The following is a 20085-nucleotide window of genomic DNA, read 5'->3' as shown; positions in this document are numbered from 1 at the left end:
TCACCACGTGTGCCGGGGCCGCGCCTTCCTGCCGAACAGCAGGCCGCGCGGTTCCGGCGGCGGGGGAGTGCCCGGCTTCAGCGGCCAGACCAGCAGCATCCCGGCGAGGAAGCCCACGACGTGCGCCGCGTAGGCGACCGTGCCCGCCGCGGAGACGCCCTCACCGGACGAGTACACCGCCTGGAGCACGAACCAGAAGCCCAGCACCAGCCAGGCCGGCAGTCTGAGCGGCAGGAAGACCAGGAAGGGCACCAGGACCCACACCCTGGCCTTCGGGTACAGCACCAGATAGGCGCCGAGGACTCCCGCGATGGCCCCCGAGGCGCCGATCAGCGGGTCGCCCGAGTCGTCGTTGAGAAGCGCGAAGCCGTACGACGCCGCGTAGCCGCAGACGACGTAGAACAACGCGAAGCGCACATGCCCCATGCGGTCCTCGACGTTGTTGCCGAAGATCAGCAGGAACAGCATGTTGCCCAGCAGGTGCAGCCAGCCGCCGTGCAGGAACATCGCCGTCATGACCGACAGGGCGGGGGACTTGTCGTAGTCCGGCGGGGCCACCACACAGCCCGCCGAGCCCTGCGCGCTGGTGCCGACGTCGCCCGTGGGGACGAGGTGCGGCATCTGATGGTGGATCAACTCCTGTGGCACCGCCGCGTAGTGGTCCAGGAACGCCTGGAGGTGGCACAGCTGGGACAGGCTGCTGTCGCCCGCCACGGAGCCGGCCAGGCCGGGCGTGTACAGGAACACGAGGATGTTCGCGGCGATGAGCGCGTACGTCACCACGGGGGTGCGGCGCACGGGGTTCACGTCATGGACGGGGATGACCACAAGGAAGTACTGCCCGCGATGGGCCCCGTGAATCGGTGCCGCTTCGGTGAACACCCGCAGGCACGCGTGCGTATGTCTCCTCAACCGCCCGCGGCACGGGGAAGGCGGGCCGCGGGGACTACGTGAGGAACAGCGATGAACGACCGTATTACTCCTCCGATGCACGCTCTTCCCGACGGTGAGGCCGAACTCTCCCTGGTGGTGCGGCTGCCGTGGGAGGACGTGGCCAGGCTCGGTCAGGAGGCCGGGCGGCTGGCGTCCCAGATGCAGCGGCCGGTGACGCTCGACGAGGCGGTGAGCAACCGGCTCAGGTCCGCCCGGTCCGCGGCGCACGCGAAGCCGGCGGGTGAGCAGCCGTCCGCGATGCCCGCCGGCAGCAGTGCCTCCGTGTCGGCGCTGCCGCCCCGGCCGCCCGCCGACCAGGCCCGCCAGGCCATCGAACGGATCAACGGGACGGCGTAGCCGTCAGGAGGCCCGTACCTTCGCGACGGCCTTCCTGGCCGCCACCAGCACCGGATCCCACACCGGGCTGAAGGGCGGCGCGTACCCCAGGTCCAGCGTTGTCATCCGCTCCACCGTCATCCCCGCCGTCAGGGCCACCGCGGCGATGTCGACCCGCTTGCCCGCGCCCTCTCTCCCGACGATCTGCACGCCGAGCAGCCGCCCCGTGCGGCGCTCGGCGAGCATCTTCACCGTCATGGGGGAGGCGCCCGGGTAGTAGCCGGCCCGGCTGCTGGACTCGATCGTGACCGACACGAACTGCAGGCCCGCCCGACGCGCGTCCTTCTCCCGCAGCCCGGTGCGGGCGATCTCCAGGTCGCAGACCTTGCTGACGGCCGTGCCGACGACCCCGGGGAAGGTGGCGTAACCGCCGCCCACGCCCGTGCCGATGACCTGGCCGTGCTTGTTGGCGTGGGTGCCGAGCGCGATGTGGCGCTGCTGCCCGGAGACCAGGTCGAGGACCTCCACGCAGTCACCGCCCGCCCAGATGTTCTCGTGACCGCGCACCCGCATCGCGAGGTCCGTCAGCAGGCCGCCGTGGCTGCCCAGCGGCAGACCGGCCGCCCTCGCGAGCGTCGTCTCCGGGCGCACCCCGATGCCGAGCACCACCACGTCGGCCGGATACTCGCCGTCCTGCGTGGCCACCGCGCGGACCCGGCCGTCCTCGCCGGTGAGGATCTTGGTCACCTCGGTGTCGTTGACCATGGTGATGCCCAGGCCCTCCATGGCCTCGTGCACCAGGCGGCCCATGTCCGGGTCGAGCGTCGACATGGGCTCGCTGCCGCGGTTGAGGACCGTCACCTCGTAGTCGCGGTTGATCAGGGCCTCGGCCATTTCCACGCCGATGTAACCGGCGCCCACCACCACCGCCTTGCGGCCACGCGTGTGTGCCAGCGTGTCGATGAGCGCCTGGCCGTCGTCGAGGGTCTGCACCCCGTGGACACCGGGGGCGTCGGCGCCCGGCATGTCCGGGCGGATCGGGCGGGCGCCGGTCGCGATCACGAGTTTGTCGTACGACGTCCAGGACTCGGCCCCCGAATCGAGGTCACGCGCGCGTACCCGCTGCCGGTCGACGTCGATCTCCGTGACCTCGGTGCGCATCCGCAGATCGATGCCGCGGGCCCGGTGCTCCTCGGGCGTACGGGCGATCAGCTGGTCCGGCCCGGCGACGTCCCCGCCCACCCAGTACGGGATGCCGCACGCCGAGTAGGAGGTGAAGTGGCCCCGCTCGAACGCCACGATCTCCAGTTCCTCGGGGCCTTGCACCCGGCGTGCCTGCGACGCCGCGGACATCCCCGCGGCGTCGCCACCGATCACTACCAGACGTTCCCTCGTGTCCCGCGTACGGCTCATGTTCATGCGAACACGCTACGAGGGCGGGGCATTTCAGTCCTGCCCGCCCCGCTCCTGCTCACGCTCCGGGTCCGGTACGGGACGCGCCATGGGCAGCGGGCCCAGAGCGGTCGAGGCGGCGGCGGGGGCGGGCCGGCGCGGCAGCCGGGGCCGGACCACCCGCAGCCACACCAGCACGAGCAACGCGATCCCCGCCAGGAACGGCAGCACCGCGGCCAGCGCCATCACGACCCAGCGCAGCATGGTCACGAACGCGTCCCAGCCGCCCGCCAGCGCGTCCACGACGCCGGGGTCGTCGTCCTCCTCGGCCATGACGACGGGCTTCTCGGACAGGGACAGAGTGATGGTGGCCAGCGTCGTGCGGTCCTTCAGGGACGCCTGGCGGGCCAGCAGCGACTCCAGGTCGGCCTGACGGGTGCTCAGTTCGCCCTCCAGGGTCACCACGTCGCTCAGCACGGTCGCCTTGTCCATCAGCTCCCGGATCCGCGCCACACTCGCGCGCTGCGTCGCGATCCGGCTCTGCACGTCGACGACCTGGTCGGTGACGTCCTGCGCGTTCGCGGTGCGCTCCAGGAGCTTGCCCGCGCCCTCCAGATCGGCGAGGACCTCGTCGTACTTCTCGACGGGCACCCGCAGCACCACCTCCGTCTGCTCGTGGCCCTCCTCGTCGCGGGAGGTGGACTCCTTGCCGACGAACCCGCCCGCGTTCTCGGTGGTGGTGCGGGCCGCCGCGAGCGCCTTCGGTACGTTCTTGACCTGCACGGTCAGCGTGGCGGTGCGGATGATGTGGTTCGTGGCGGGCTGGGGTGCGGCGGTGGCCCGCTTGCCGCTCGCGCTGTCCTCGGCACCGGCCGCGCCCCTCGCCTCGCTCTGCGCCGCCTTGCCGTCGGAAAGGGCGCTGCCGCCGTCGCTGCTGGAGTCGGCGCCCCCGCTGCACCCGGTCAGCGCGAGAGCCGCGGCCAGCAGAAGCCCGGCCAGGGCCTGCACGGGCCGTACCGAACTTCGTGAACGTGATGTCCGCATGGGTGTCCCCCCGAGGGTCGTGAACAACTGACGCTCCTTCGACGCCGGAGGGGCCGCGGACGTTGGACTCCGGTGGTTCCGATGCGGTCACGGTCAGGACTCGTGGAGGACACCGGGGCACCGGTGGACTGTCAGTGGGGTCTGAGAGGCTGGGGCCATGAGCGGATCACAGGTCGTCGTCATCGGAGCCGGCATCGCGGGACTGGCCGCGGCCCACCGGCTGTCGCGGGGTGGCGCGCGCGTCACCGTGCTGGAGGCGTCGGACCGTGTCGGCGGCAAGCTGCTGCCCGGCGAGATCGCGGGCGCGCGCGTGGACCTCGGCGCCGAGTCGATGCTGGCCCGCAGGCCGGAGGCGGTGGACCTGGCGCGTGAGGTGGGCCTCGGCGAGCGCCTCCAGCCGCCCGCCACCGCGACCGCCTCGATCTGGACCCGCGGCGCCCTGCGCCCCATGCCCAAGGGCCACGTCATGGGCGTCCCCGGCACCGCCGACGCGCTCGCCGGGGTGCTGTCCGACGAGGGCCTCGCCCGCATCGGGCAGGACGCCGAGCTGCCCCGCACGGAGGTCGGCGACGACGTGGCGGTCGGGGAGTACGTGGCGGCGCGCCTGGGCCGCGAGGTCGTCGACCGCCTCATCGAACCCCTCCTCGGCGGGGTGTACGCGGGCGACGCGTACCGCATCTCGATGCGCTCGGCGGTCCCGCAGCTCTTCCAGGTCGCCAGGACCCACACCTCCCTCACGGAGGGCGTCCGCGAGATCCAGGCGCGGATGGCCGCCAACCAGCAGACCGGCCCGGTGTTCATGGGCATCGAGGGCGGCGTCGGCACCCTCCCGCTCGCCGTCGCCGACTCGGTCCGCGCGCGCGGCGGCGAGATCGTCACCGGCGCCCCGGTGAGCGAACTGCGCCGCGAGCCGTCCGGCGGCTGGAGGGTCGTCACCGGGGACCGCGTCCTGCACGCCGACGCAGTGATCGTCGCCGTCCCGGCCCCGGCCGCCGCGGGCCTGTTGCGCGCCGAGGCCCCCGAGGCCGCCACCGAGCTCGACACCGTGGAGTACGCCTCCATGGCCCTGGTCACCCTCGCCTACCGCCGCGCCGACACCGCCCTGCCGGCCGGCAGCGGCTTCCTCGTCCCGCCGGTCGACGGCCGCACCATCAAGGCGTCCACCTTCGCCTCCCAGAAGTGGGGCTGGATCGCCGACGAGAACCCGGACATGGTCGTCCTGCGCACCTCCGTCGGCCGCTACGGCGAGACGAAGATCCTGGAGCGCGCCGACGCCGACCTGGTCGACGTCTCCCGCCAGGACCTCGAAGCGGCCACCGGCCTGGACGCCACCCCTCTCGAGACCCGCGTCACCCGCTGGACCGACGGCCTGCCCCAGTACCCCGTCGGTCACTACGCGCGTGTGTCCCGCATCCGTGAGCACGTCGCCAAGCTCCCGGGCCTCGCGGTGTGCGGCGCGCAGTACGACGGCGTCGGCATCCCGGCCTGCATCGCGAGCGCCTACGCGGCCGTGGACCAGATCCGGGGCGACCTGACCGCCGTACGGGAGCTCACCGCCAACCCGGTGCAGAGTCTCCATGGCGGAGCGGGAGAATAAGACCCATGAGCAACGACGCCCCCACCCCCGAGTCCGGCAGGGTCCCGAACAAGGGCAAGCTGGCCAAGGACCTCAACGAGGTCATCCGTTACACGCTCTGGTCCGTCTTCAAGCTGAAGGACGTGCTGCCCGAGGACCGCACCGGCTACGCCGACGAGGTCCAGGAGCTGTTCGACCAGCTCGCGGCCAAGGACGTCACGATCCGCGGCACCTACGACGTGTCCGGGCTGCGCGCCGACGCCGACGTCATGATCTGGTGGCACGCGGAGACCAGTGACCAGCTGCAGGAGGCGTACAACCTCTTCCGCCGCACGAAGCTGGGCCGCGCCCTGGAGCCGGTCTGGTCGAACATGGCGCTGCACCGCCCCGCCGAGTTCAACCGCTCGCACATCCCGGCGTTCCTGGCGGACGAGCACGCTCGCGACTACGTCAGCGTGTACCCGTTCGTCCGCTCCTACGACTGGTACCTCCTGCCCGACGAGGACCGCCGCCGCATGCTCGCCGACCACGGCAAGATGGCCCGCGGCTACCCGGACGTCCGCGCCAACACGGTCGCCTCCTTCTCCCTGGGCGACTACGAGTGGATCCTGGCGTTCGAGGCCGACGAGCTCTACCGCATCGTCGACCTCATGCGCCACCTGCGTGCGTCGGAGGCCCGCATGCACGTCCGCGAGGAGGTGCCGTTCTACACGGGCCGCCGCAAGGACCTCGGCGACCTCGTGGCGGGCCTCGCCTGATCAGCGAGTCGGTTTGCCGGTCGCCTTGTGGGGGCCGGCCTTCGGCTTCGGTTTCGGCTCGGGGTGCGGGGCGCACGTGGCGCGCCGCACCGGGAGGCTGCCCTCCAGCAGGTAGGCGTCCAGGTATCCGTTGACGCAGGGGTTCGGGCCGCCCGCGATGCCGTGCGTGCCCGCGTCCCGCTCGGTCACCAGCACCGACCCGGACAGCCGCCGGTGCAGCTCCAGGGCGCCGTCGTAGGGGGTCGCCGCGTCCCGCTCGGCCGCCAGGATCAGCGTGGGCGGCACCTCACCGGGCCCGGTCCGCACGTCCAGGGCCTGCTGACGAGGCGCCGGCCAGTACGCGCAGGGCAGATTCGTCCACACGTTGCCCCATGTCTCGAACGGCGCCACCCGTGCCAGCCGTGTGTTGTCCCGGTCCCACACCTTCCAGTCCGTGGGCCAGGCCGCGTCGTTGCACTCGACGGCCGTGTAGACCGCACTCGAGTTCTCGGCCTCCTTCGCCGCCTCCTGATGCGGCCGCGCCTGCTGGATCAGCGGCTTCGGATCGCCCTTGAGGTACGCCGACAGGGCCTGTGCCCGATGCGGCCAGAAGTCGTCGTAGTAACCGGCCGACAGGAACGCCCCCTGCAACTGGCCCGGCCCGACCTTCCCGCCGGCCGGCTCGGCGGCCAGCCGCGCCGCCGCCTTCTCGTAGCTGCGCAGCACCTCGTCGGCCGTGGCCCCGAGCCCGTACACGTCGTCGTGCCGGGCGACCCACTCCCGGAAGTCCGCCCAGCGCCCCTCGAACGCGGCCGACTGGTCCAGGTTGTTGCGGTACCAGACCTGCTCCGGGTCCGGGTTCACCGCCGCGTCGAACACCATCCGCCGTACGTGTGAGGGGAACAGCGTCGCGTACAGCGCGCCGAAGTAGGTCCCGTACGACGCCCCCGTGAACGTCAGCTTCCGCTCGCCCAGCGCGGCCCGCAGGACGTCGAGGTCCCGGGCGTTGTTCAGGGAGGTGTAGGAGCGCAGAGCCGTTCCCGCCCGCCGCGCGCATCCGCGCGCGTACGCCTTCGCCTGCGCGATGCGTTCCTTCTTGTACGACTCCGAGGGGTGCGTCGGCGCCTGCGTGGGTGCCTTGAAGTAGTGCTTCGGGTCCGTGCAGGACAGCGGCGCCGAACGGCCCACCCCGCGCGGGGCGTAGCCCACCAGGTCGTAGGCCGCGGCGAGCCTCTTCCATTCGGGGAGCGCGCCGACCAGCGGGAAGTACATGCCGGAGGCGCCGGGACCGCCGGGGTTGAAGACCAGGGCGCCCTGCCGGGGCACGCGGCGCTTGCTGTTGTGCGGGTCCTTGTGGGTGGCCGGCACGCGGCTGACGGTCAGTTCGATCTGCCGGCCGTCGGGGCGCGCGTAGTCGAGCGGGACGGACACCGTGCCGCACCGGACGCCCTCGGGCAGGTCCTCCACCGCGGGGCAGGCGCCGAAGCGGATCCCGGCCGCCCCGGCACGCGCGGCGGCGACCGCGGTGCCGTGGAGTTCCGCCGCGCCCGGGGCGGCCGTAGCGCCCCCGGCCGGTGCGGCGACGAGCGCGGTCAGGAGCAAGGACCCGGCGGCCGTGTAGAGGGCGGGAGCTCTCATCGGTATCCCTTCGGTGCGCGGCAGCGACAAAAGGGAAGTTTCGTTCGGCTGTGGGTGAAGGCAAGCACCGCCCCGCCGGTGTCGGCCCCAATGCCTCCGTGCGCCCCCGGGTGGGCTCAGTCGCGCCGGTGCGGACGGCGGTCCTCCTCGCCGTGCCCACCGGGCCGTTGTCCTCGCCCCTGCGCGCGGTGCGGGCCGTGGTGCTGCTCACGGTGGGCGAAGGCCGCGCGCAGGCCCGGTTCGCCGATCGCGCTGATACCGCGCACGGCGACGGAGGTGAGATACGTCCGCTCGTCCGTGCCGCCAGGGCGCCGGGTCAGGGCGCCGAGCAGCCGCTGGCCGGCCGGGGAGGCCCAGCGCGAGTACGGGTGGACCTCCACCCGCGTGATGGCCAGACAGCTCAGGCTGAGGGCGAGCGGCAGCGCGAACCAGAGGGCGACCAGGTGCCGCGGCATCTCCGACGGGGCGGGCACCAGCAGGGCGATGGCGCCCAGTGCGACGACGGCCACCGCGGCCAGCCGTACCTGGCGTACGCCTGCCGCGATGCCGGAGCGGGCGCCGTCGGGCACGGCGAGTCCCGCGTCCACGAGCCGGTCGGCGAGGCTGCGCACCGCGTCCGCCGAGGCCGCGTCCGCCCGCACCGGAGCGATCCGGGACTGTCCCTCCGGCCCGATGGCCCCGATGACCGTGCGCTCCATCTCGTCCCGGCCGCGCGGATCGACGACGGTCGCCCAGCCGGTGTGTGCCAGCAGCAGCCGTCGCTGCCGGGCCATGGAGACGAGCGTCAGATCGGCGACCCGTCGCGGGCCGCCGGACAGGAACGCGGCCTCGTAGAGCGTCAGATCATGTGCCCGGGGATCCGCGTCCGCGGCCGCCGCGTGTACGGCGGCCAGGCACAGCCGGGTGCACGCGGTGCCGGCGGCGGCCCAGGCCAGCAGCAGAAGAAGAACCCAGAACATGCCGCGTTTCTATGCCAAAGGCCCTGGCGGCGCCATGGGCTGTTCAGGATCCGGACGGAGCGTTGTCGGTGTGTGACGTTCCGTTTGTCCGGAAGTGAACTACGACGGCACGGGGACCGGAGGCGGGCTGGAGGCGGCCGGGGGAAGGGTGAAGGTCGTCGCGTACGGCGTCGGGGTGACAGGCACGACCTGGCCCGGGTCGGTCGTCGGGCCGGGCGGCGTGGGGGAGTTGGCGATCGGCGGGGTGCTGCCCGCGGCCATGTCCTGTGCCAGGGCGCCGAAGTCGACGTACCCGGTGGCCTCCAGGATCTTGATGTGGTCGAGCACGGTGGTGTTGGCGTCGTCGGCCAGGGCGCGGACCAGGGAGTTCTGGGTGCTCGCGCGGACCTCGGCGACGACCGAGAAGACCCTGCCGTGCGCGAGGCGCAGGATGTTGGCGAACTGGCGGTCGTAGTCGACGCCCTGCGCCTGGTTCAAGGTGGCGAGCCACTGCTTCTGCTGGTCGTTGGGCTCGTTGGGCAGGGCGAGTCCGAGCTTGGACGCCACGTCACGCACGCGTGCGTCCAGGAAAGTGTGCCCCTCCACGAGGTGCTGCCCCGCCGTCCGCACGGCCTGCGTCGTCCCCTTCAGCTGGGCCTGCTGGCCCGCGGGCAGCTCCCACAGCCCCGCCAGCCGCACCTTCGTGACGAAGTCCCGGTCCAGCGCCGAGAGCGGTCCGTACGGTGTCGTCACGGTTCCGGCCTTGAGCACGCTCAGTCCGGTGCCGGAGCGGTCGGCGTACGACCAGATCGGGATGAGCAGGGCCACGAGGGTCGCCGTCAGTCCGGCGATGATGACCCCGGTGCCGGTGAAGATGCCTCGCCCCTTGACGGGCGGTCGCGGTCGCGCTCGCATGGTGCCTCCTGTTGCGGCACCGCACGCTAGAGGGTTTCAGGTGCGGGACTGACATATTACTGCCGAGTCCGTGCGGCCCTTCGTAGGGTGTGGTCCCTCGCGGAACAGCCGAATATCGTGCCCTTTCGGGGGTGCAACGCCCTCGGCCACCTTCGGGATCGTGACGACGCAATCGGAGGACATGCGCATGGCTCAGGACGGCGACGACGAAAACGGTCAGGCGGACTCGGATGCTGTACCAGCGCGTGCACCGGCCGCGCGGGGCGTGAGTTCGGTGCCGGTCGCCCGGACTCAGAACCTGCGTGTGCTCGAAGGCCGCTTCGTTCTCGAGCGGGTCTCCGACGTCCGCGAGGTCACCCTCGAATCCGGCCTGCTCGCGCTCGTGCTCGGTCCGGACGGAGGCGCGGCGATGCGGCGCGACGACACGGCCGAGGACGGCTGGGCGGCGCTGTGGAACGGCGATGACGCGCACGACCCGGAGGCGACGGGGATGCTCAGCGCCGTCGTCGCGCCGCTCGCGGCCGGTGAGCTCCCGGTCTGGACCGCCGCGAGCTACGACGGAGACCTCGTACTCGTCCCGGCCGACCGACTTGAGGAAGCCGTCGGTGTGCTCCGCCGGGCCGGTCACCATGTGGCCGAATGACTGAGCCGAGACAGGGGTGGCCAGCGGTCTGAGCCTCTGTCACTAGGTGTACGGCGAGCTTTTCTGAGCCGGCGCGTGAGGCGGTCTGCCGCCCCTCAGCGTCGTTGTGGATGCTCTGCCGGTTGCCGAGCAACGGCTCGATCTGTGCTCACTGCGCGCCGGTCAACGGCGCCGCAGCAGCACCTTGCGCGTGGCCCGGGCCAGCCGCAACCCCGGCCTGCGGGACCTCGGTGCCGGGCCCGACCGCTCCAACCACCACTCCCGCAGCTCCCGTCGTGCCCTCGCCTCCTGCAATTCCCCTCCCAGCAGCAGGTGTTCGGCGAAGTCCAGCGCATCCCGCCGATACCCGTCGGCCATCGGCGCCCCCTGCGCATACGCCAGGAACGCCGGTCGATACCCCGTCCCCAGGATCACCGGCAGCTCGGGCGCCACCTTCGCCACCACATCCGCCCGCTTCCCCGCGAGCGCCCGCGCCTGCACCCCCAGCCGTACCCGGTCGAAGCCCTCCGGCACTGGCGTTCCCGCCGCGAGCGCGGACAGCAGGGCGGTCTGGGCGAGGGCGAGCCGCTGGCGGGCGGGGTCGGTCGAGACGCCCGACGGCTCCGCGGACGCGGCGGCGCCCCACGCGCCTCCGGCCCGCGCGCCGCCCCCCTTCTCCACCGCCTCGCGAATGGCCCCCAACTCCCGCTCCAGTTCAGCCGGTTCGGGAAAGTTCTCGTCCCGCTCCAGCAGTACCCCCGGCGGCAAGACCCGGGACGCGAGGTCGGTGAGGATGTCGAGGACCGGTCGCGGGACCGGGTGGGCGTGGCTGTCGTGCCACACCCCGTCCCGCTCGAACCCGCCCGCGACATGGACGTACGCGATGGCCTCCAGGGGAAGTTCGGCGAGTGCCGCGGCCGGGTCCTCGCCGCGGTTGACGTGGTTGGTGTGCAGGTTGGCCACGTCGATCAGCAGCCGTACCCCCGTGCGGTCGGCGAGGTCGTACAGGAACTGCCCCTCGGTCATCTCCTCGCCCGGCCACGAGATCAGTGCGGCGATGTTCTCCACGGCGAGCGGCACCGGCAGCGCGTCCTGGGCGATGCGGATGTTCTCGCACAGGACGTCCAGGGCGTCCCGGGTGCGCGGGACGGGCAGCAGATGTCCCGCCTCCAGGCGCGGGGAGACGGTCAGCGGGCCGCCCGCGCGGACGAACGCGATGTGCTCGGTGACCAGCGGCGATCCCAGCGCCTCGGCCCGCTCGGCGAGAGCCAGCAGCCGCCCCGCGTCGGGCCGGTCCGCGCCGCCGAGGCCGAGCGAGACGCCGTGCGGCACCACGGTCACCCCGCGCTCGCGCAGCCGCCGCAGCGACTCGGGCAGGTGCCCGGGGCAGACGTTCTCGGCCACGGCCTCGACCCACTCGATGCCGGGCATGCCCTCCACGGCGTCCGCGATCTCCGGCCGCCACCCGATCCCCGTGCCCAGTCGCTCCATGTCCGTCCCCCTCCTCGGCCTCTCCCGCATCCGCTCGGTCGTCGCCCGCTCGGCGTGACGGAGGTATGGCCCCGGGGTACGGGCTCGAACCGTGCCGGGGGGACGTTCAGAGCAACATTTGAGGTTCGACCCCCGCGAGGACGTGAGGTCACACGCTGGTTCCGGGCCACGCCTCCGGCTCCCGGCCCAGCAGCCGCAGCGTCTCCTCCAGCGGCCCGGCCCGCTCCGGCACCTTCCGTGCGGGCGCGAACGCGAACCCCGGGCCACGGCCGGCGGGATCGGTCGGGACGCGCCGGGCCACCGCCAGCGCCGCGACGAGCACCTCGTCGGCCAGCCGGAGTCGCACCCCGAGCGCGGCCGCCACGTCCCACGCGTGCACGACGTAGTCGACGAAGTGAAAGCCGATCGCCGTACGGCCGGCGAACCCTCCGCCCAGCTCCGGCAGCACGAACTCCCGCTCCAGCGCACCCGGTTCGGCGAACGCGGAGAGCACCGCGTCGGCGGCCGCGCGATGCGCCCGGGCGGGCTCGTCCACCTCCTCCGGTTCCCGCCAGTACCCCAACTCGCCGCCCACGCCGCGGGCGGCGGCCGCGAACCCGTGGTGCTGCGCGGTCATGTGGGCCACCAGCCGTCGCAGGTCCCACCCCGCGCAGGGGGTGTCCCGCGCCCAGTCCCCGTCGTCCCCGCCCCGGGCCAGCTCCACCACCCGCGCAGCCTCCTGTACGGCGATCCGGTCCAGCTCGACCACATCCATCAGTGCTCCTCGGTGATCAGATCCAGGGCGTACGCCCACACGGCATCAGGGTCGAACTCCTCGAACTCCCGCCGGGCCGACCGCAGTTCGCCGCGCCCGCGATACGCGCGGACGATGCGTACGTGGTCGGGGCGGCCGGTGAACTCCTTCAGTCCTCGCTCGTCGGCCCACACGGACACGGACCCGGACCGTCGGCGGAGTGGGTCCACCCACAGCCACATCCCGACCGCGCCGGGAGTCGACGGCCAGGTGCGGCGCAACCGCATCCCGGCCCGCGCGACGGCCAGCAACTGCCCGTGGTCGTGGGCGGTGAAGTCGGTGACGCCGACGAGCACGGGATCGTCGAGCGGGATGGCGGGGCCGGACTTCCAGCGGGAGCGCAGGATGCGTGGTCGAGGAATGCCCATGCCCCGACCATAAAACTAAACGAACGATCGTGCTAGTAGTTTCCGTGCCCGGGACGACTCCGGCCGAGCAATGGTTCAGGTGTCAGGTCCGCAGCCGTGCGGCGATGCCCCGCCGGGCCCGCACATAGGGCGCGGCCTCGCCGTGCAGTACCGACATCGCGTTCGCCGTCTCCATCAACGCGACGACCTCGAAGGCGAGTTGCGCCGGATCGGTGTCCGCGCCCAGCTCACCCGCGGCCCTCGCCCGTCCGGCGCACCTCTCCAACTCCCCGAGCCAGGAGCGCTGTGCCTCGACGAGGGCGTCATGGACGGCTCCCTCGCGGGCGTCGAACTCGGCCATCACGCCGTAGAAGAAACAGCCCCCGGGGAAGACCCGCCGCTCCGAATACCGCAGCCAGCCCTCGCACAGGCCCCGCAGTCGATCGACCCCGTCGGCCGCCTCGGAGACCGGCTCCAGCACCTCGGCGACGAAGATCCGCGAGGCCTCCCGCACGGTCGCCAGCTGCAACTCCTGCTTGGAGCCGAACAGGGCGAACACCCCGCTCTTGCTCAGCTCCAGCTCCCCGGCCAGCCGCCCCACCGACAGCGCCTCCAGTCCCTCGACCGAGGCGATGTCGACGGCACGCCGCAACACGGTCCGCCGGGTGCGGTTGCCCCGCTCGACGCGCCCGTCGACCCTGGTCATCGCAGCGCCGGATGGTCCGCGACGACCGTGCAGGAGCCGGGCGCGATCTCGGTGAAGCCGGCGTCACGGACCAACGGCAGCCCGCTGGTGGTGAGTTCGGACCAGCGCCGGGGATCCGCGGTGCGTACGGCGAGCGGGAACCCGGCGTCCCGCCAGGCGGCCCGCTCCTCGTCCGACAGTTCCCACCAGGCCAGTTGAGCACCGTGACCGGCCTGGGCCATCGCCTTGCCGGCCGACATGTCGAGGTCCGGGCTGAGCCACAGCACGGGAGCGGTCGTGTCCGCCTCGCCGGGCGGCTCGGGATCGTCGAGGTCGGTGCCGGAGACCTGGAGTCTGGCCAGTTCCTTGGGCCACCCGTCGAGCGGCACGGGCGGGAACACCCGTACCTCCGCCGCCTTCCCCGTCACGGTGATGCCGGGCAGTGCCTCGGCCCGCCGCCACTCGGCCCCGCGGGCCCGTCGTACGACCTTCCGGATCCGGGCGTCCTGCCAGTCCCGCACGGCCTCGGCCCACTCCCCGTCGCCGACCGAGCGCTCGTCGCCGAGCATCACGAGAACGGCGCGGGCGGCGGTCTCCAGGGCGTCGGTCCGAGCGGGCGGAGCGGCCTTCTCGATGCGGACGACCAGGGGCAGCACGAACTGGGGTGCCTGGTCGCGTGCGGTCGGCTCGGGGCGGAAGGGGCTGTCGGTCGAGGGCGTCACGTCGTGGCTCACCCGGACAACCCTAAGGTCACCCCGAACAAGCCGTCCGCTGTGCCTCCTGCCACTCGCAGACGGGGCACAGGGTGATCCCCTTGTACGATTCCGGATACTCCGTCGGCTCCCGGCACAGCACGCACTGCGCGTACGGCGGCCCGTCGGCGACCGGAGGCTTCGGCACGTCGCCGATCGTGCAGTAGTCCTCGCTCATACCTCCAGCCTAGGACCCGATCAGCTCGGACACCTTCACGAACCGGAACCCCCGCGCGCGCAGCTGCGGCACCACGGTCCGCACCACCCGTTCCGTCGTCGGCGCGGCACTGCGCGTGCAGTGCATGACCACGACCGACCCCGGCCGCACCCCCTCCAGCACCTGCCGGGACACCGCCTCCGCGTCCGTCGCGAACGCGTCCCCGCTCACCACGTCCCACTGCACGGCGGTCACGCCGACCGGGGTCAGCGCCTTCAGCGCCCGCCGGTCGTAGCATCCGCCGGGAAAACGGAAGTACGGCCTCGCGTCCGGCACCCCGGCTCTCCGGAACGCCGCGTACGCCCGCTCCACGTCCGCCCGCATCCGGTCACCGGAGACCGTCGGCAGCCCGTAGCAGTCGTCGGTGAAGGCGTAGTGGCTGTAGGAGTGGTTGGCGATCTCGAACAGCGGGTCCCGTCCGAGGGAGCGGGCCTGCTTCGGATACTCCTCGGCCCAGCGCCCGGTCATGAACACGGTGGCCGGCACCTTCAGGGCGCGCAGCGCCGCGATCAGCCCGGGATTGTCGAAGTGCTCACCGGCTGCCGCCCGGGCCCCTTGGTCCGCGGTCATGTCGGCGTCGAAGGTGAGCGCGACCGTCCTGCCGTGGGCGCGGGAGCCGTTCTTGAAGACGGGGGTCAGGCCTCCGGGGCCGGGGGCGAGCGTGGGGGGTGCGGAGGTCGCGGAGGGGGCCGGGTGGGCCGGGCGAGGGGCCGCCGGATGGGGAGTGGCGGCGCAGGCCGTGAGGGCGGCGGCGAGGACACAGGCGGCGGTGACGCGTCGTACCAGAGTGATCACCATATGAAAATAGGGCGAAATGTATCATTTCCCGCTCACCCTGGCCGTGACGTCACCCGCTCAGATGTCCCGCCGCTCCAGCGGCTTGGTCGCCGGTCCCTGGATCACCTTGCCGTCCGTGGCGAAGCGCGAGCCGTGGCAGGGGCACTCCCAGGCGTCCTCGGCCCCGTTGAAGGAGACCAGGCAGCCGAGGTGGGTGCAGCGGGGGGAGACGGCGTGGAGGCTGCCGTCGTCGTCGCGGTAGACCGCGAGACGGTCGCCGTTCACGCGGACCACGGCGCCCTCTCCCGGCGGAAGCGACTCCAGCGGAGGCGCGGGACGCAGGCGGTCGCCGACGAAGTGACGGGCCACCTGGGCCTGGGTCTTGAGGAAGGACGGGGCCTCACGGACCTGGGAGAGCAGACGGCGCGGGTCGTACAGGTCGCTCCAGGCGCAGTCCTCGCCCGTGATCTGGGCCGCGAGCAGGCGGCCCGCCATGATGCCGCCGCTCATGCCCCAGCCGCCGAAGCCGGTGGCGACGTAGGTGTGCCGGGCCCCCGGGTGCAGCGGGCCGACCATCGGCACGGTGTCGGTGGGGTCGTTGTCCTGGGTGGCCCAGGCGTGGGTGAGCTCGACGCCGGGGAAGTGCCGGACGGCCCAGGCGGAGAGCTCGTCGAACCGGGCCCGGGTGTCGCCCGTGCCCGGCGTGAAGTGCTCACCGGTGACGATGAGCAGACGCCGGTCGGCGTCCCAGGGAGCCGTGCGGACCGACCGGGTGTCCTCGTCCGGCGTGATGTACATGCCGTCCGGATCCCGCTCCCGGTCGAGGGTCCCGGCGACGACCAGCTCACGGCGTGGCGAGAGCCGGGTGAACAGCAGGGCCCGGTCGAAGATCGGGTAGTGGGTGGCGACCACGACGTCCCGGGCCGTCACCGTGGCCCGGGTGTCGGTCGACAGCCGGCACGGCTCGCCCTCGTCGAGCCCGAGGACTGCGGTGTGCTCGTGGACGGCCGCGCCCGAGGCGACCAGGTCCTCGGCCAACGCCAGCAGGTACTTGCGCGGATGGAACTGCGCCTGACCGGTCACCCGTACCGCGCCCGCCACCGGGAACGGCAGCCCGGTCTCCGTCACGAACGACGCCGGCAGCCCCGCCTCCCGGGCGGCCGCCGCCTCGGCCCGCAGCTCCTCGACCCGGCTCTCGTCACGGACGTAGGTGTAGGCGCTGCGCTGCTCCCAGTCGCAGTCGACGCCCAGCTCGGCCGCGATCTCCGCGGCCCGTTCGATCGCCTCGCTCTGCGAGCGGGCGTACAGCCGGGCGCCCTCGGGGCCGCGGGTACGGCGCAGCTTGTCGTAGATCAGGGTGTGCAGTGCGGTCAGTTTGGCGGTGGTGTGCCCGGTGACTCCGGCGGCCACCTGCCCGGCCTCCAAAACCGCCACCCGCCGCCCGGCCCGCGTCAGCTCCCACGCCGTGCTCAGCCCGGCGATACCGGCGCCGATGACGGCCACGTCGACGTCGAGATCCTCGGTCAGTGGCGGCCGGGCCCCGCCGGGTGCCGTCTCCAGCCAGTACGAGCCCTTGACGTGCCGGTTCTCGGTCATGTGCCCCGGGTACCCCGGGATTCACTGTTCCAGCAGCCGCCTGCGGGCCTCCTCCACGTCGAAGTCGGCCTTGGGGTAGCGCGGGTCCAGCTGCGACAGGTGTTCCAGCAGAAGCCGGCTCACCGCCCAGTTCCGGTACCACTTGCGGTCGGCGGGGACCAGATACCAGGGGGCGTGCGGTGTCGAGCAGCGCTCCAGGGCCGTCTCGTACGCCTGCTGGTAGGCGGGCCACAGGGCGCGCTCGTCGATGTCCGAGACGTTGAACTTCCAGTGCTTGTCCGGGCGGTCCAGTCGCTTGAGGAGGCGGTCGCGCTGTTCGCCGTACGAGATGTGCAGGAAGCACTTGACGACGGTGACGCCGTCGTCGGTGAGGGACTTCTCGAAGCGGTTGATCTCGTCGTAGCGGCGCTCGATCTCGGCGGGCGGGGCGAGCGAGCGGACACGGGCGATGAGGACGTCCTCGTAGTGCGAGCGGTCGAAGATGCCCAGCTCACCGGCTTGCGGCAGGGCCTTTTTGACGCGCCACAGGAAGGGGTGCGTGAGTTCCTTCGGCGTGGGCGCCTTGAAGGCGTGGATACGGCAGCCCGACGGGTTGAACAGGCCGATGACGTGCTTGACCGTGCCGCCCTTGCCGCTGGTGTCCATGCCCTGCAGCACCAGCAGGACCCGGCGCCGGTCGCCCGCCGTGCTCGCCGCCCACAGACGTTCCTGCAGGTCGGCGAGCGGCGTGGCCAGCTCGGTCATCGCGGCCTGGCCCGCCCGCTTGTCCTGGGGGCCTGCCGGGGTCTCCCGGGCGTCGTGGGCGGCCAGGTCCACCGGCTTGCCGCCCGGTACGCGCAGCAGCTCGCGCAGGGCGAGGTCGCCCCCGCCCTTCGAGCCCTTCTTCGCAGCGTGGGTCTTCGAGCCCTTCTTCGCCATGGGGCACCCCTTCCGGTCCGGGCCCGGCCCCTCGATCCTGCGCCGGAGGACCGGGGCGCGCCAGCCGTCGTGGAGGGCGGCTACCTGCGCCAGGGCCCCGTCACCGCGAAGGTCGTCCCGGGCGTGTAGCAGTTGACGTACATCGTCTGCCCGTCGGGGGAGAAGGTGACGCCCGCGAACTCGCCCCACTCCGGTGCCTCGGGCGTGCCGATGTTCTGCCGGCCGCGGGCCATCGCGTAGACCTCGCCGTGCCGGGTCACACCGAAGACGTGCTGGGCGCCGTTGCCGTCCTCGCACACCATCAGGCCGCCGCTCGGGGCCAGGCAGATGTTGTCCGGGGACTCGCCGGGCAGCTGCACGTCGGTGTCCGGGCCGAAGACGATCACCAGGGTCAGCCGGCGCGCCGAAGGGTCGTAGCGCCAGATCTGCCCGAAGTGGTCGGCGGCCGACCCCTCGGCGCTGTGCGCGAACGACGACACGAAGTAGACGCTCTTCCCGCCCCAGTAACAGCCCTCCAGCTTCTGGGCGTGCGTGATGCCCTTCGGGCCGAAGTCCTGGAGCCGGACCGGGGTTTGGGTGGCCAGCGGGTCCGGTACGTCGACCCACTCGATGCCCTCGAAGCAGGCACCGGTCTCCTGGACCACCGACAGGTCGGGTACCCCGGGCACCCGCATCGCCTGGAGCCGGCCGCCCGCGCGCAGTGAACCGAGGCCGCCCTCGGGCCTGTTGGGCAGGAAGCGGTAGAAGAGGCCGAAGGGCTTGAGGAAGGCGTCCTCGGTCTCGTAGACGATGCCGCGCTTGGGGTCGATCGCGATCGCCTCGTGCTGGAAGCGGCCCATCGCGGTCAGCGGGACCGCGCCACTTTTGCCCGGGTCCGTCGGATCGACCTCGAAGATGAAGCCGTGGTCCTTGGTGTAGCCGTTGGTGCCGGCCTTGTCCTCGGTCTCCTCGCAGGTCAGCCAGGTGCCCCAAGGGGTGGGCCCGCCCGCGCAGTTGACCGCAGTACCGGCGATGGCGACCCGCTCCGAGAGCACGTTGTTGCGGGAGTCCAGCGTGAGGGCCGTACAGCCGCCCTTGCCCGCCGGGTCGTAGGTCAGGCCCTCGACGGTGGGGACGGCGATGGCCGCGGTGGGGCGGTTCTCGTGGTTGCGGACCAGGTGGACGCGACCGTGTCTGCCGGGCAGAGCGGTCATGCCGTCGTGGTTGGAGGGGACCTTGCCCTCGCCGGAGCGCAGCTGGTCGCCCTCGCGGGAGAGGACCTTGTAGCGGAAGCCCTTCGGCAGGTCCAGCAGGCCCTTGGGATCGGGGACGAGGGGGCCGTAGCCGGTGTGTCCGAGGGACTGGGCGGCGGCGGTGCCGGCGAAGAGCTCGGAGAGGGCGCCGGTGAAGGCGATGCCCACGCCCAAGGCGCCGGAGCGGGCCAGGACCTGACGTCGTGTTGCGGACATGGCAAAGCAACCTTCCTGCTGGCGGACAGGACTGTGACGTCGCTGTGTCTATCACCTGGGTCGGCCCGCGGGAACCACGCGCGTAGCGTGTCCCCGCCCGTCACGTCCCGGGCGGGTGCTCCTGCGCCCGCTCCAGGAAGCGCAGCAGCTCCACCGGGAAGGGCAGGACGAGCGTCGAGTTCTTCTCGGCGGCCACCGCCACGACCGTCTGGAGCAGCCTGAGTTGGAGCGCGGCGGGCTGCTCGGACATCTCCTTGGCGGCCTCCGCGAGCTTCTTGGAGGCCTGCAGTTCGGCGTCGGCGTTGATGATCCGGGCCCGCCGCTCACGGTCGGCCTCGGCCTGCCGGGCCATCGACCGCTTCATCGCGTCCGGCAGGGACACGTCCTTGATCTCGACGCGGTCCACCTGCACGCCCCAGCCGACGGCCGGGCTGTCGATCATCAGCTCCAGGCCCTCGTTGAGCTTCTCGCGGTTGGACAGCAGGTCGTCGAGCTCGCTCTTGCCGATGATCGAGCGCAGCGAGGTCTGCGCCATCTGGGAGACGGCGAACTTGTAGTCCTCGACCTTGACCAGGGCGCTCGCCGCGTCGACGACCCGGAAGTAGACGACCGCGTCCACGCGCACGGTCACGTTGTCCCGCGTGATGCCCTCCTGGGCCGGCACGGGGAGCGTGACGATCTGCATGTTCACCTTGTGCAGCCGGTCCACGAACGGCACGATCGCCGTGAATCCGGGCTCGCGCACCTCGCCCGCGAGGCGTCCGAGGCGGAAGACCACCCCGCGCTCGTACTGCTTGACGACCCGGGCCGCCGCCGCGAGGTAGACGACCCCCGCGGAACCGACCGCCACGGCCGCCGTCAACAGTTCCTGGAGCATTCCGACCTCCTCGTCCAGAGGTCTGTATGTCTGCTCCTGCAACGATATGCCCG

21 protein-coding genes are annotated in these 20085 nt (G+C 72.3%); 4 read left to right on the top strand and 17 right to left on the bottom strand.

Annotated features, from left to right (window positions below; all coding sequences use genetic code 11):
• Positions 1-828 carry a rhomboid family intramembrane serine protease gene (locus ABZT02_RS04630; RefSeq protein ID WP_356014158.1) on the bottom strand — a complete coding sequence of 276 codons (828 nt, stop codon included), beginning with the start codon at positions 826-828 and terminating at the stop codon, positions 1-3.
• A 135-nt stretch (positions 829-963) separates the two neighbouring features.
• On the opposite strand from ABZT02_RS04630, the gene ABZT02_RS04625 reads away from it, so the two are divergent.
• A complete protein-coding gene (locus tag ABZT02_RS04625; protein WP_356014155.1) occupies positions 964-1290 on the top strand; it encodes a hypothetical protein in 327 nt (108 codons plus the stop codon).
• A 3-nt stretch (positions 1291-1293) separates the two neighbouring features.
• Here ABZT02_RS04625 and ABZT02_RS04620 read toward each other — a convergent pair whose 3' ends face one another.
• Both ABZT02_RS04620 and ABZT02_RS04615 read right to left on the bottom strand, forming a co-directional pair.
• Entirely contained in the window at positions 1294-2688 is a 1395-nt protein-coding gene (locus ABZT02_RS04620) for an FAD-dependent oxidoreductase (protein WP_356014154.1), read from the bottom strand.
• Positions 2689-2715: 27 nt separating this feature from the next.
• Complete coding sequence (locus ABZT02_RS04615; RefSeq protein ID WP_356014152.1) at positions 2716-3705, bottom strand: DUF4349 domain-containing protein; 990 nt, start codon at positions 3703-3705, stop codon at positions 2716-2718.
• A gap of 157 nt (positions 3706-3862) precedes the next feature.
• Between ABZT02_RS04615 and hemG the strand changes: the two genes are divergently transcribed.
• Both hemG and hemQ read left to right on the top strand, forming a co-directional pair.
• Positions 3863-5302 carry a protoporphyrinogen oxidase gene (hemG, locus tag ABZT02_RS04610; RefSeq protein ID WP_356014151.1) on the top strand — a complete coding sequence of 480 codons (1440 nt, stop codon included), beginning with the start codon at positions 3863-3865 and terminating at the stop codon, positions 5300-5302.
• Between the two features lie 5 nt (positions 5303-5307).
• Positions 5308-6039 carry a hydrogen peroxide-dependent heme synthase gene (gene hemQ, locus ABZT02_RS04605; protein WP_020122144.1) on the top strand — a complete coding sequence of 244 codons (732 nt, stop codon included), beginning with the start codon at positions 5308-5310 and terminating at the stop codon, positions 6037-6039.
• Here hemQ and ABZT02_RS04600 read toward each other — a convergent pair whose 3' ends face one another.
• The 3 genes from ABZT02_RS04600 to ABZT02_RS04590 all read right to left on the bottom strand — a co-directional run bounded on the left by ABZT02_RS04600 (position 6040) and on the right by ABZT02_RS04590 (position 9509).
• A complete protein-coding gene (locus tag ABZT02_RS04600; RefSeq protein ID WP_356014149.1) occupies positions 6040-7656 on the bottom strand; it encodes an alpha/beta hydrolase in 1617 nt (538 codons plus the stop codon). It abuts the gene before it with no gap.
• 116 nt (positions 7657-7772) lie between these two features.
• Positions 7773-8615 (bottom strand): TIGR04222 domain-containing membrane protein, encoded by an 843-nt coding sequence (locus ABZT02_RS04595; RefSeq protein ID WP_356014147.1) that lies wholly within the window; start codon positions 8613-8615, stop codon positions 7773-7775.
• 99 nt (positions 8616-8714) lie between these two features.
• Positions 8715-9509: a DUF4142 domain-containing protein gene (locus ABZT02_RS04590; RefSeq protein WP_356014146.1), complete on the bottom strand. Its 795-nt coding sequence runs from the start codon at positions 9507-9509 to the stop codon at positions 8715-8717.
• Positions 9510-9669: 160 nt separating this feature from the next.
• On the opposite strand from ABZT02_RS04590, the gene ABZT02_RS04585 reads away from it, so the two are divergent.
• Positions 9670-10152, top strand: coding sequence for an ACT domain-containing protein (locus tag ABZT02_RS04585; protein ID WP_356014143.1), 483 nt, complete (start codon positions 9670-9672; stop codon positions 10150-10152).
• Between the two features lie 162 nt (positions 10153-10314).
• Here the strand turns inward: ABZT02_RS04585 and ABZT02_RS04580 are convergent, their stop codons facing one another.
• The 11 genes from ABZT02_RS04580 to ABZT02_RS04530 all read right to left on the bottom strand — a co-directional run bounded on the left by ABZT02_RS04580 (position 10315) and on the right by ABZT02_RS04530 (position 20032).
• Positions 10315-11622, bottom strand: coding sequence for a DUF692 domain-containing protein (locus tag ABZT02_RS04580; RefSeq protein WP_356014141.1), 1308 nt, complete (start codon positions 11620-11622; stop codon positions 10315-10317).
• A 148-nt stretch (positions 11623-11770) separates the two neighbouring features.
• Positions 11771-12376 (bottom strand): TIGR03086 family metal-binding protein, encoded by a 606-nt coding sequence (locus tag ABZT02_RS04575; protein WP_356014140.1) that lies wholly within the window; start codon positions 12374-12376, stop codon positions 11771-11773.
• Positions 12376-12783: a hypothetical protein gene (locus ABZT02_RS04570; RefSeq protein ID WP_356014139.1), complete on the bottom strand. Its 408-nt coding sequence runs from the start codon at positions 12781-12783 to the stop codon at positions 12376-12378. Before ABZT02_RS04570 ends, ABZT02_RS04575 begins: the two co-directional genes overlap by 1 nt.
• 82 nt (positions 12784-12865) lie before the next feature.
• Positions 12866-13468, bottom strand: a complete 603-nt coding sequence (locus tag ABZT02_RS04565; protein ID WP_356014138.1) for a TetR/AcrR family transcriptional regulator — start codon at positions 13466-13468, stop codon at positions 12866-12868.
• Positions 13465-14181, bottom strand: coding sequence for a peptidyl-tRNA hydrolase (locus ABZT02_RS04560; RefSeq protein ID WP_356014136.1), 717 nt, complete (start codon positions 14179-14181; stop codon positions 13465-13467). Before ABZT02_RS04560 ends, ABZT02_RS04565 begins: the two co-directional genes overlap by 4 nt.
• Positions 14182-14197: 16 nt before the next feature.
• A complete protein-coding gene (locus ABZT02_RS04555) occupies positions 14198-14377 on the bottom strand; it encodes a hypothetical protein (RefSeq protein ID WP_356014134.1) in 180 nt (59 codons plus the stop codon).
• A 9-nt stretch (positions 14378-14386) separates the two neighbouring features.
• Entirely contained in the window at positions 14387-15214 is an 828-nt protein-coding gene (locus ABZT02_RS04550) for a polysaccharide deacetylase family protein (protein WP_356014133.1), read from the bottom strand.
• A 57-nt stretch (positions 15215-15271) separates the two neighbouring features.
• Positions 15272-16789, bottom strand: coding sequence for an FAD-dependent oxidoreductase (locus ABZT02_RS04545; RefSeq protein WP_356014131.1), 1518 nt, complete (start codon positions 16787-16789; stop codon positions 15272-15274).
• A gap of 21 nt (positions 16790-16810) precedes the next feature.
• Complete coding sequence (locus tag ABZT02_RS04540; protein WP_356014129.1) at positions 16811-17707, bottom strand: polyphosphate kinase 2 family protein; 897 nt, start codon at positions 17705-17707, stop codon at positions 16811-16813.
• Between the two features lie 80 nt (positions 17708-17787).
• On the bottom strand, positions 17788-19155 hold the full coding sequence (locus ABZT02_RS04535; protein WP_356014127.1) for a PhoX family protein: 1368 nt from the start codon (positions 19153-19155) through the stop codon (positions 17788-17790).
• A 100-nt stretch (positions 19156-19255) separates the two neighbouring features.
• Positions 19256-20032, bottom strand: coding sequence for a slipin family protein (locus ABZT02_RS04530; protein ID WP_356014125.1), 777 nt, complete (start codon positions 20030-20032; stop codon positions 19256-19258).
• Positions 20033-20085 lie beyond the last annotated feature (53 nt).

It is taken from the genome of Streptomyces sp. NPDC005402, from assembly GCF_040606575.1.
Classification (GTDB): domain Bacteria; phylum Actinomycetota; class Actinomycetes; order Streptomycetales; family Streptomycetaceae; genus Streptomyces.
This window is presented reverse-complemented; position numbering and strand designations above follow the sequence as displayed.

What these genes read in the sequence shown, in the direction of transcription:
- ABZT02_RS04615 (WP_356014152.1), bottom strand. Translation starts at nt 3,705, where the DNA reads ATGCGGACATCACGTTCACGAAGTTCGGTACGGCCCGTGCAGGCCCTG.
- ABZT02_RS04565 (WP_356014138.1), bottom strand. Translation starts at nt 13,468, where the DNA reads ATGACCAGGGTCGACGGGCGCGTCGAGCGGGGCAACCGCACCCGGCGG.
- ABZT02_RS04590 (WP_356014146.1), bottom strand. Translation starts at nt 9,509, where the DNA reads ATGCGAGCGCGACCGCGACCGCCCGTCAAGGGGCGAGGCATCTTCACC.
- hemQ (WP_020122144.1), top strand. Translation starts at nt 5,308, where the DNA reads ATGAGCAACGACGCCCCCACCCCCGAGTCCGGCAGGGTCCCGAACAAG.
- ABZT02_RS04625 (WP_356014155.1), top strand. Translation starts at nt 964, where the DNA reads ATGAACGACCGTATTACTCCTCCGATGCACGCTCTTCCCGACGGTGAG.
- ABZT02_RS04575 (WP_356014140.1), bottom strand. Translation starts at nt 12,376, where the DNA reads ATGGATGTGGTCGAGCTGGACCGGATCGCCGTACAGGAGGCTGCGCGG.
- ABZT02_RS04595 (WP_356014147.1), bottom strand. Translation starts at nt 8,615, where the DNA reads ATGTTCTGGGTTCTTCTTCTGCTGCTGGCCTGGGCCGCCGCCGGCACC.
- ABZT02_RS04555 (WP_356014134.1), bottom strand. Translation starts at nt 14,377, where the DNA reads ATGAGCGAGGACTACTGCACGATCGGCGACGTGCCGAAGCCTCCGGTC.
- ABZT02_RS04530 (WP_356014125.1), bottom strand. Translation starts at nt 20,032, where the DNA reads ATGCTCCAGGAACTGTTGACGGCGGCCGTGGCGGTCGGTTCCGCGGGG.
- hemG (WP_356014151.1), top strand. Translation starts at nt 3,863, where the DNA reads ATGAGCGGATCACAGGTCGTCGTCATCGGAGCCGGCATCGCGGGACTG.
- ABZT02_RS04580 (WP_356014141.1), bottom strand. Translation starts at nt 11,622, where the DNA reads ATGGAGCGACTGGGCACGGGGATCGGGTGGCGGCCGGAGATCGCGGAC.
- ABZT02_RS04540 (WP_356014129.1), bottom strand. Translation starts at nt 17,707, where the DNA reads ATGGCGAAGAAGGGCTCGAAGACCCACGCTGCGAAGAAGGGCTCGAAG.
- ABZT02_RS04620 (WP_356014154.1), bottom strand. Translation starts at nt 2,688, where the DNA reads ATGAACATGAGCCGTACGCGGGACACGAGGGAACGTCTGGTAGTGATC.
- ABZT02_RS04550 (WP_356014133.1), bottom strand. Translation starts at nt 15,214, where the DNA reads ATGGTGATCACTCTGGTACGACGCGTCACCGCCGCCTGTGTCCTCGCC.
- ABZT02_RS04570 (WP_356014139.1), bottom strand. Translation starts at nt 12,783, where the DNA reads ATGGGCATTCCTCGACCACGCATCCTGCGCTCCCGCTGGAAGTCCGGC.
- ABZT02_RS04545 (WP_356014131.1), bottom strand. Translation starts at nt 16,789, where the DNA reads ATGACCGAGAACCGGCACGTCAAGGGCTCGTACTGGCTGGAGACGGCA.
- ABZT02_RS04600 (WP_356014149.1), bottom strand. Translation starts at nt 7,656, where the DNA reads ATGAGAGCTCCCGCCCTCTACACGGCCGCCGGGTCCTTGCTCCTGACC.
- ABZT02_RS04535 (WP_356014127.1), bottom strand. Translation starts at nt 19,155, where the DNA reads ATGTCCGCAACACGACGTCAGGTCCTGGCCCGCTCCGGCGCCTTGGGC.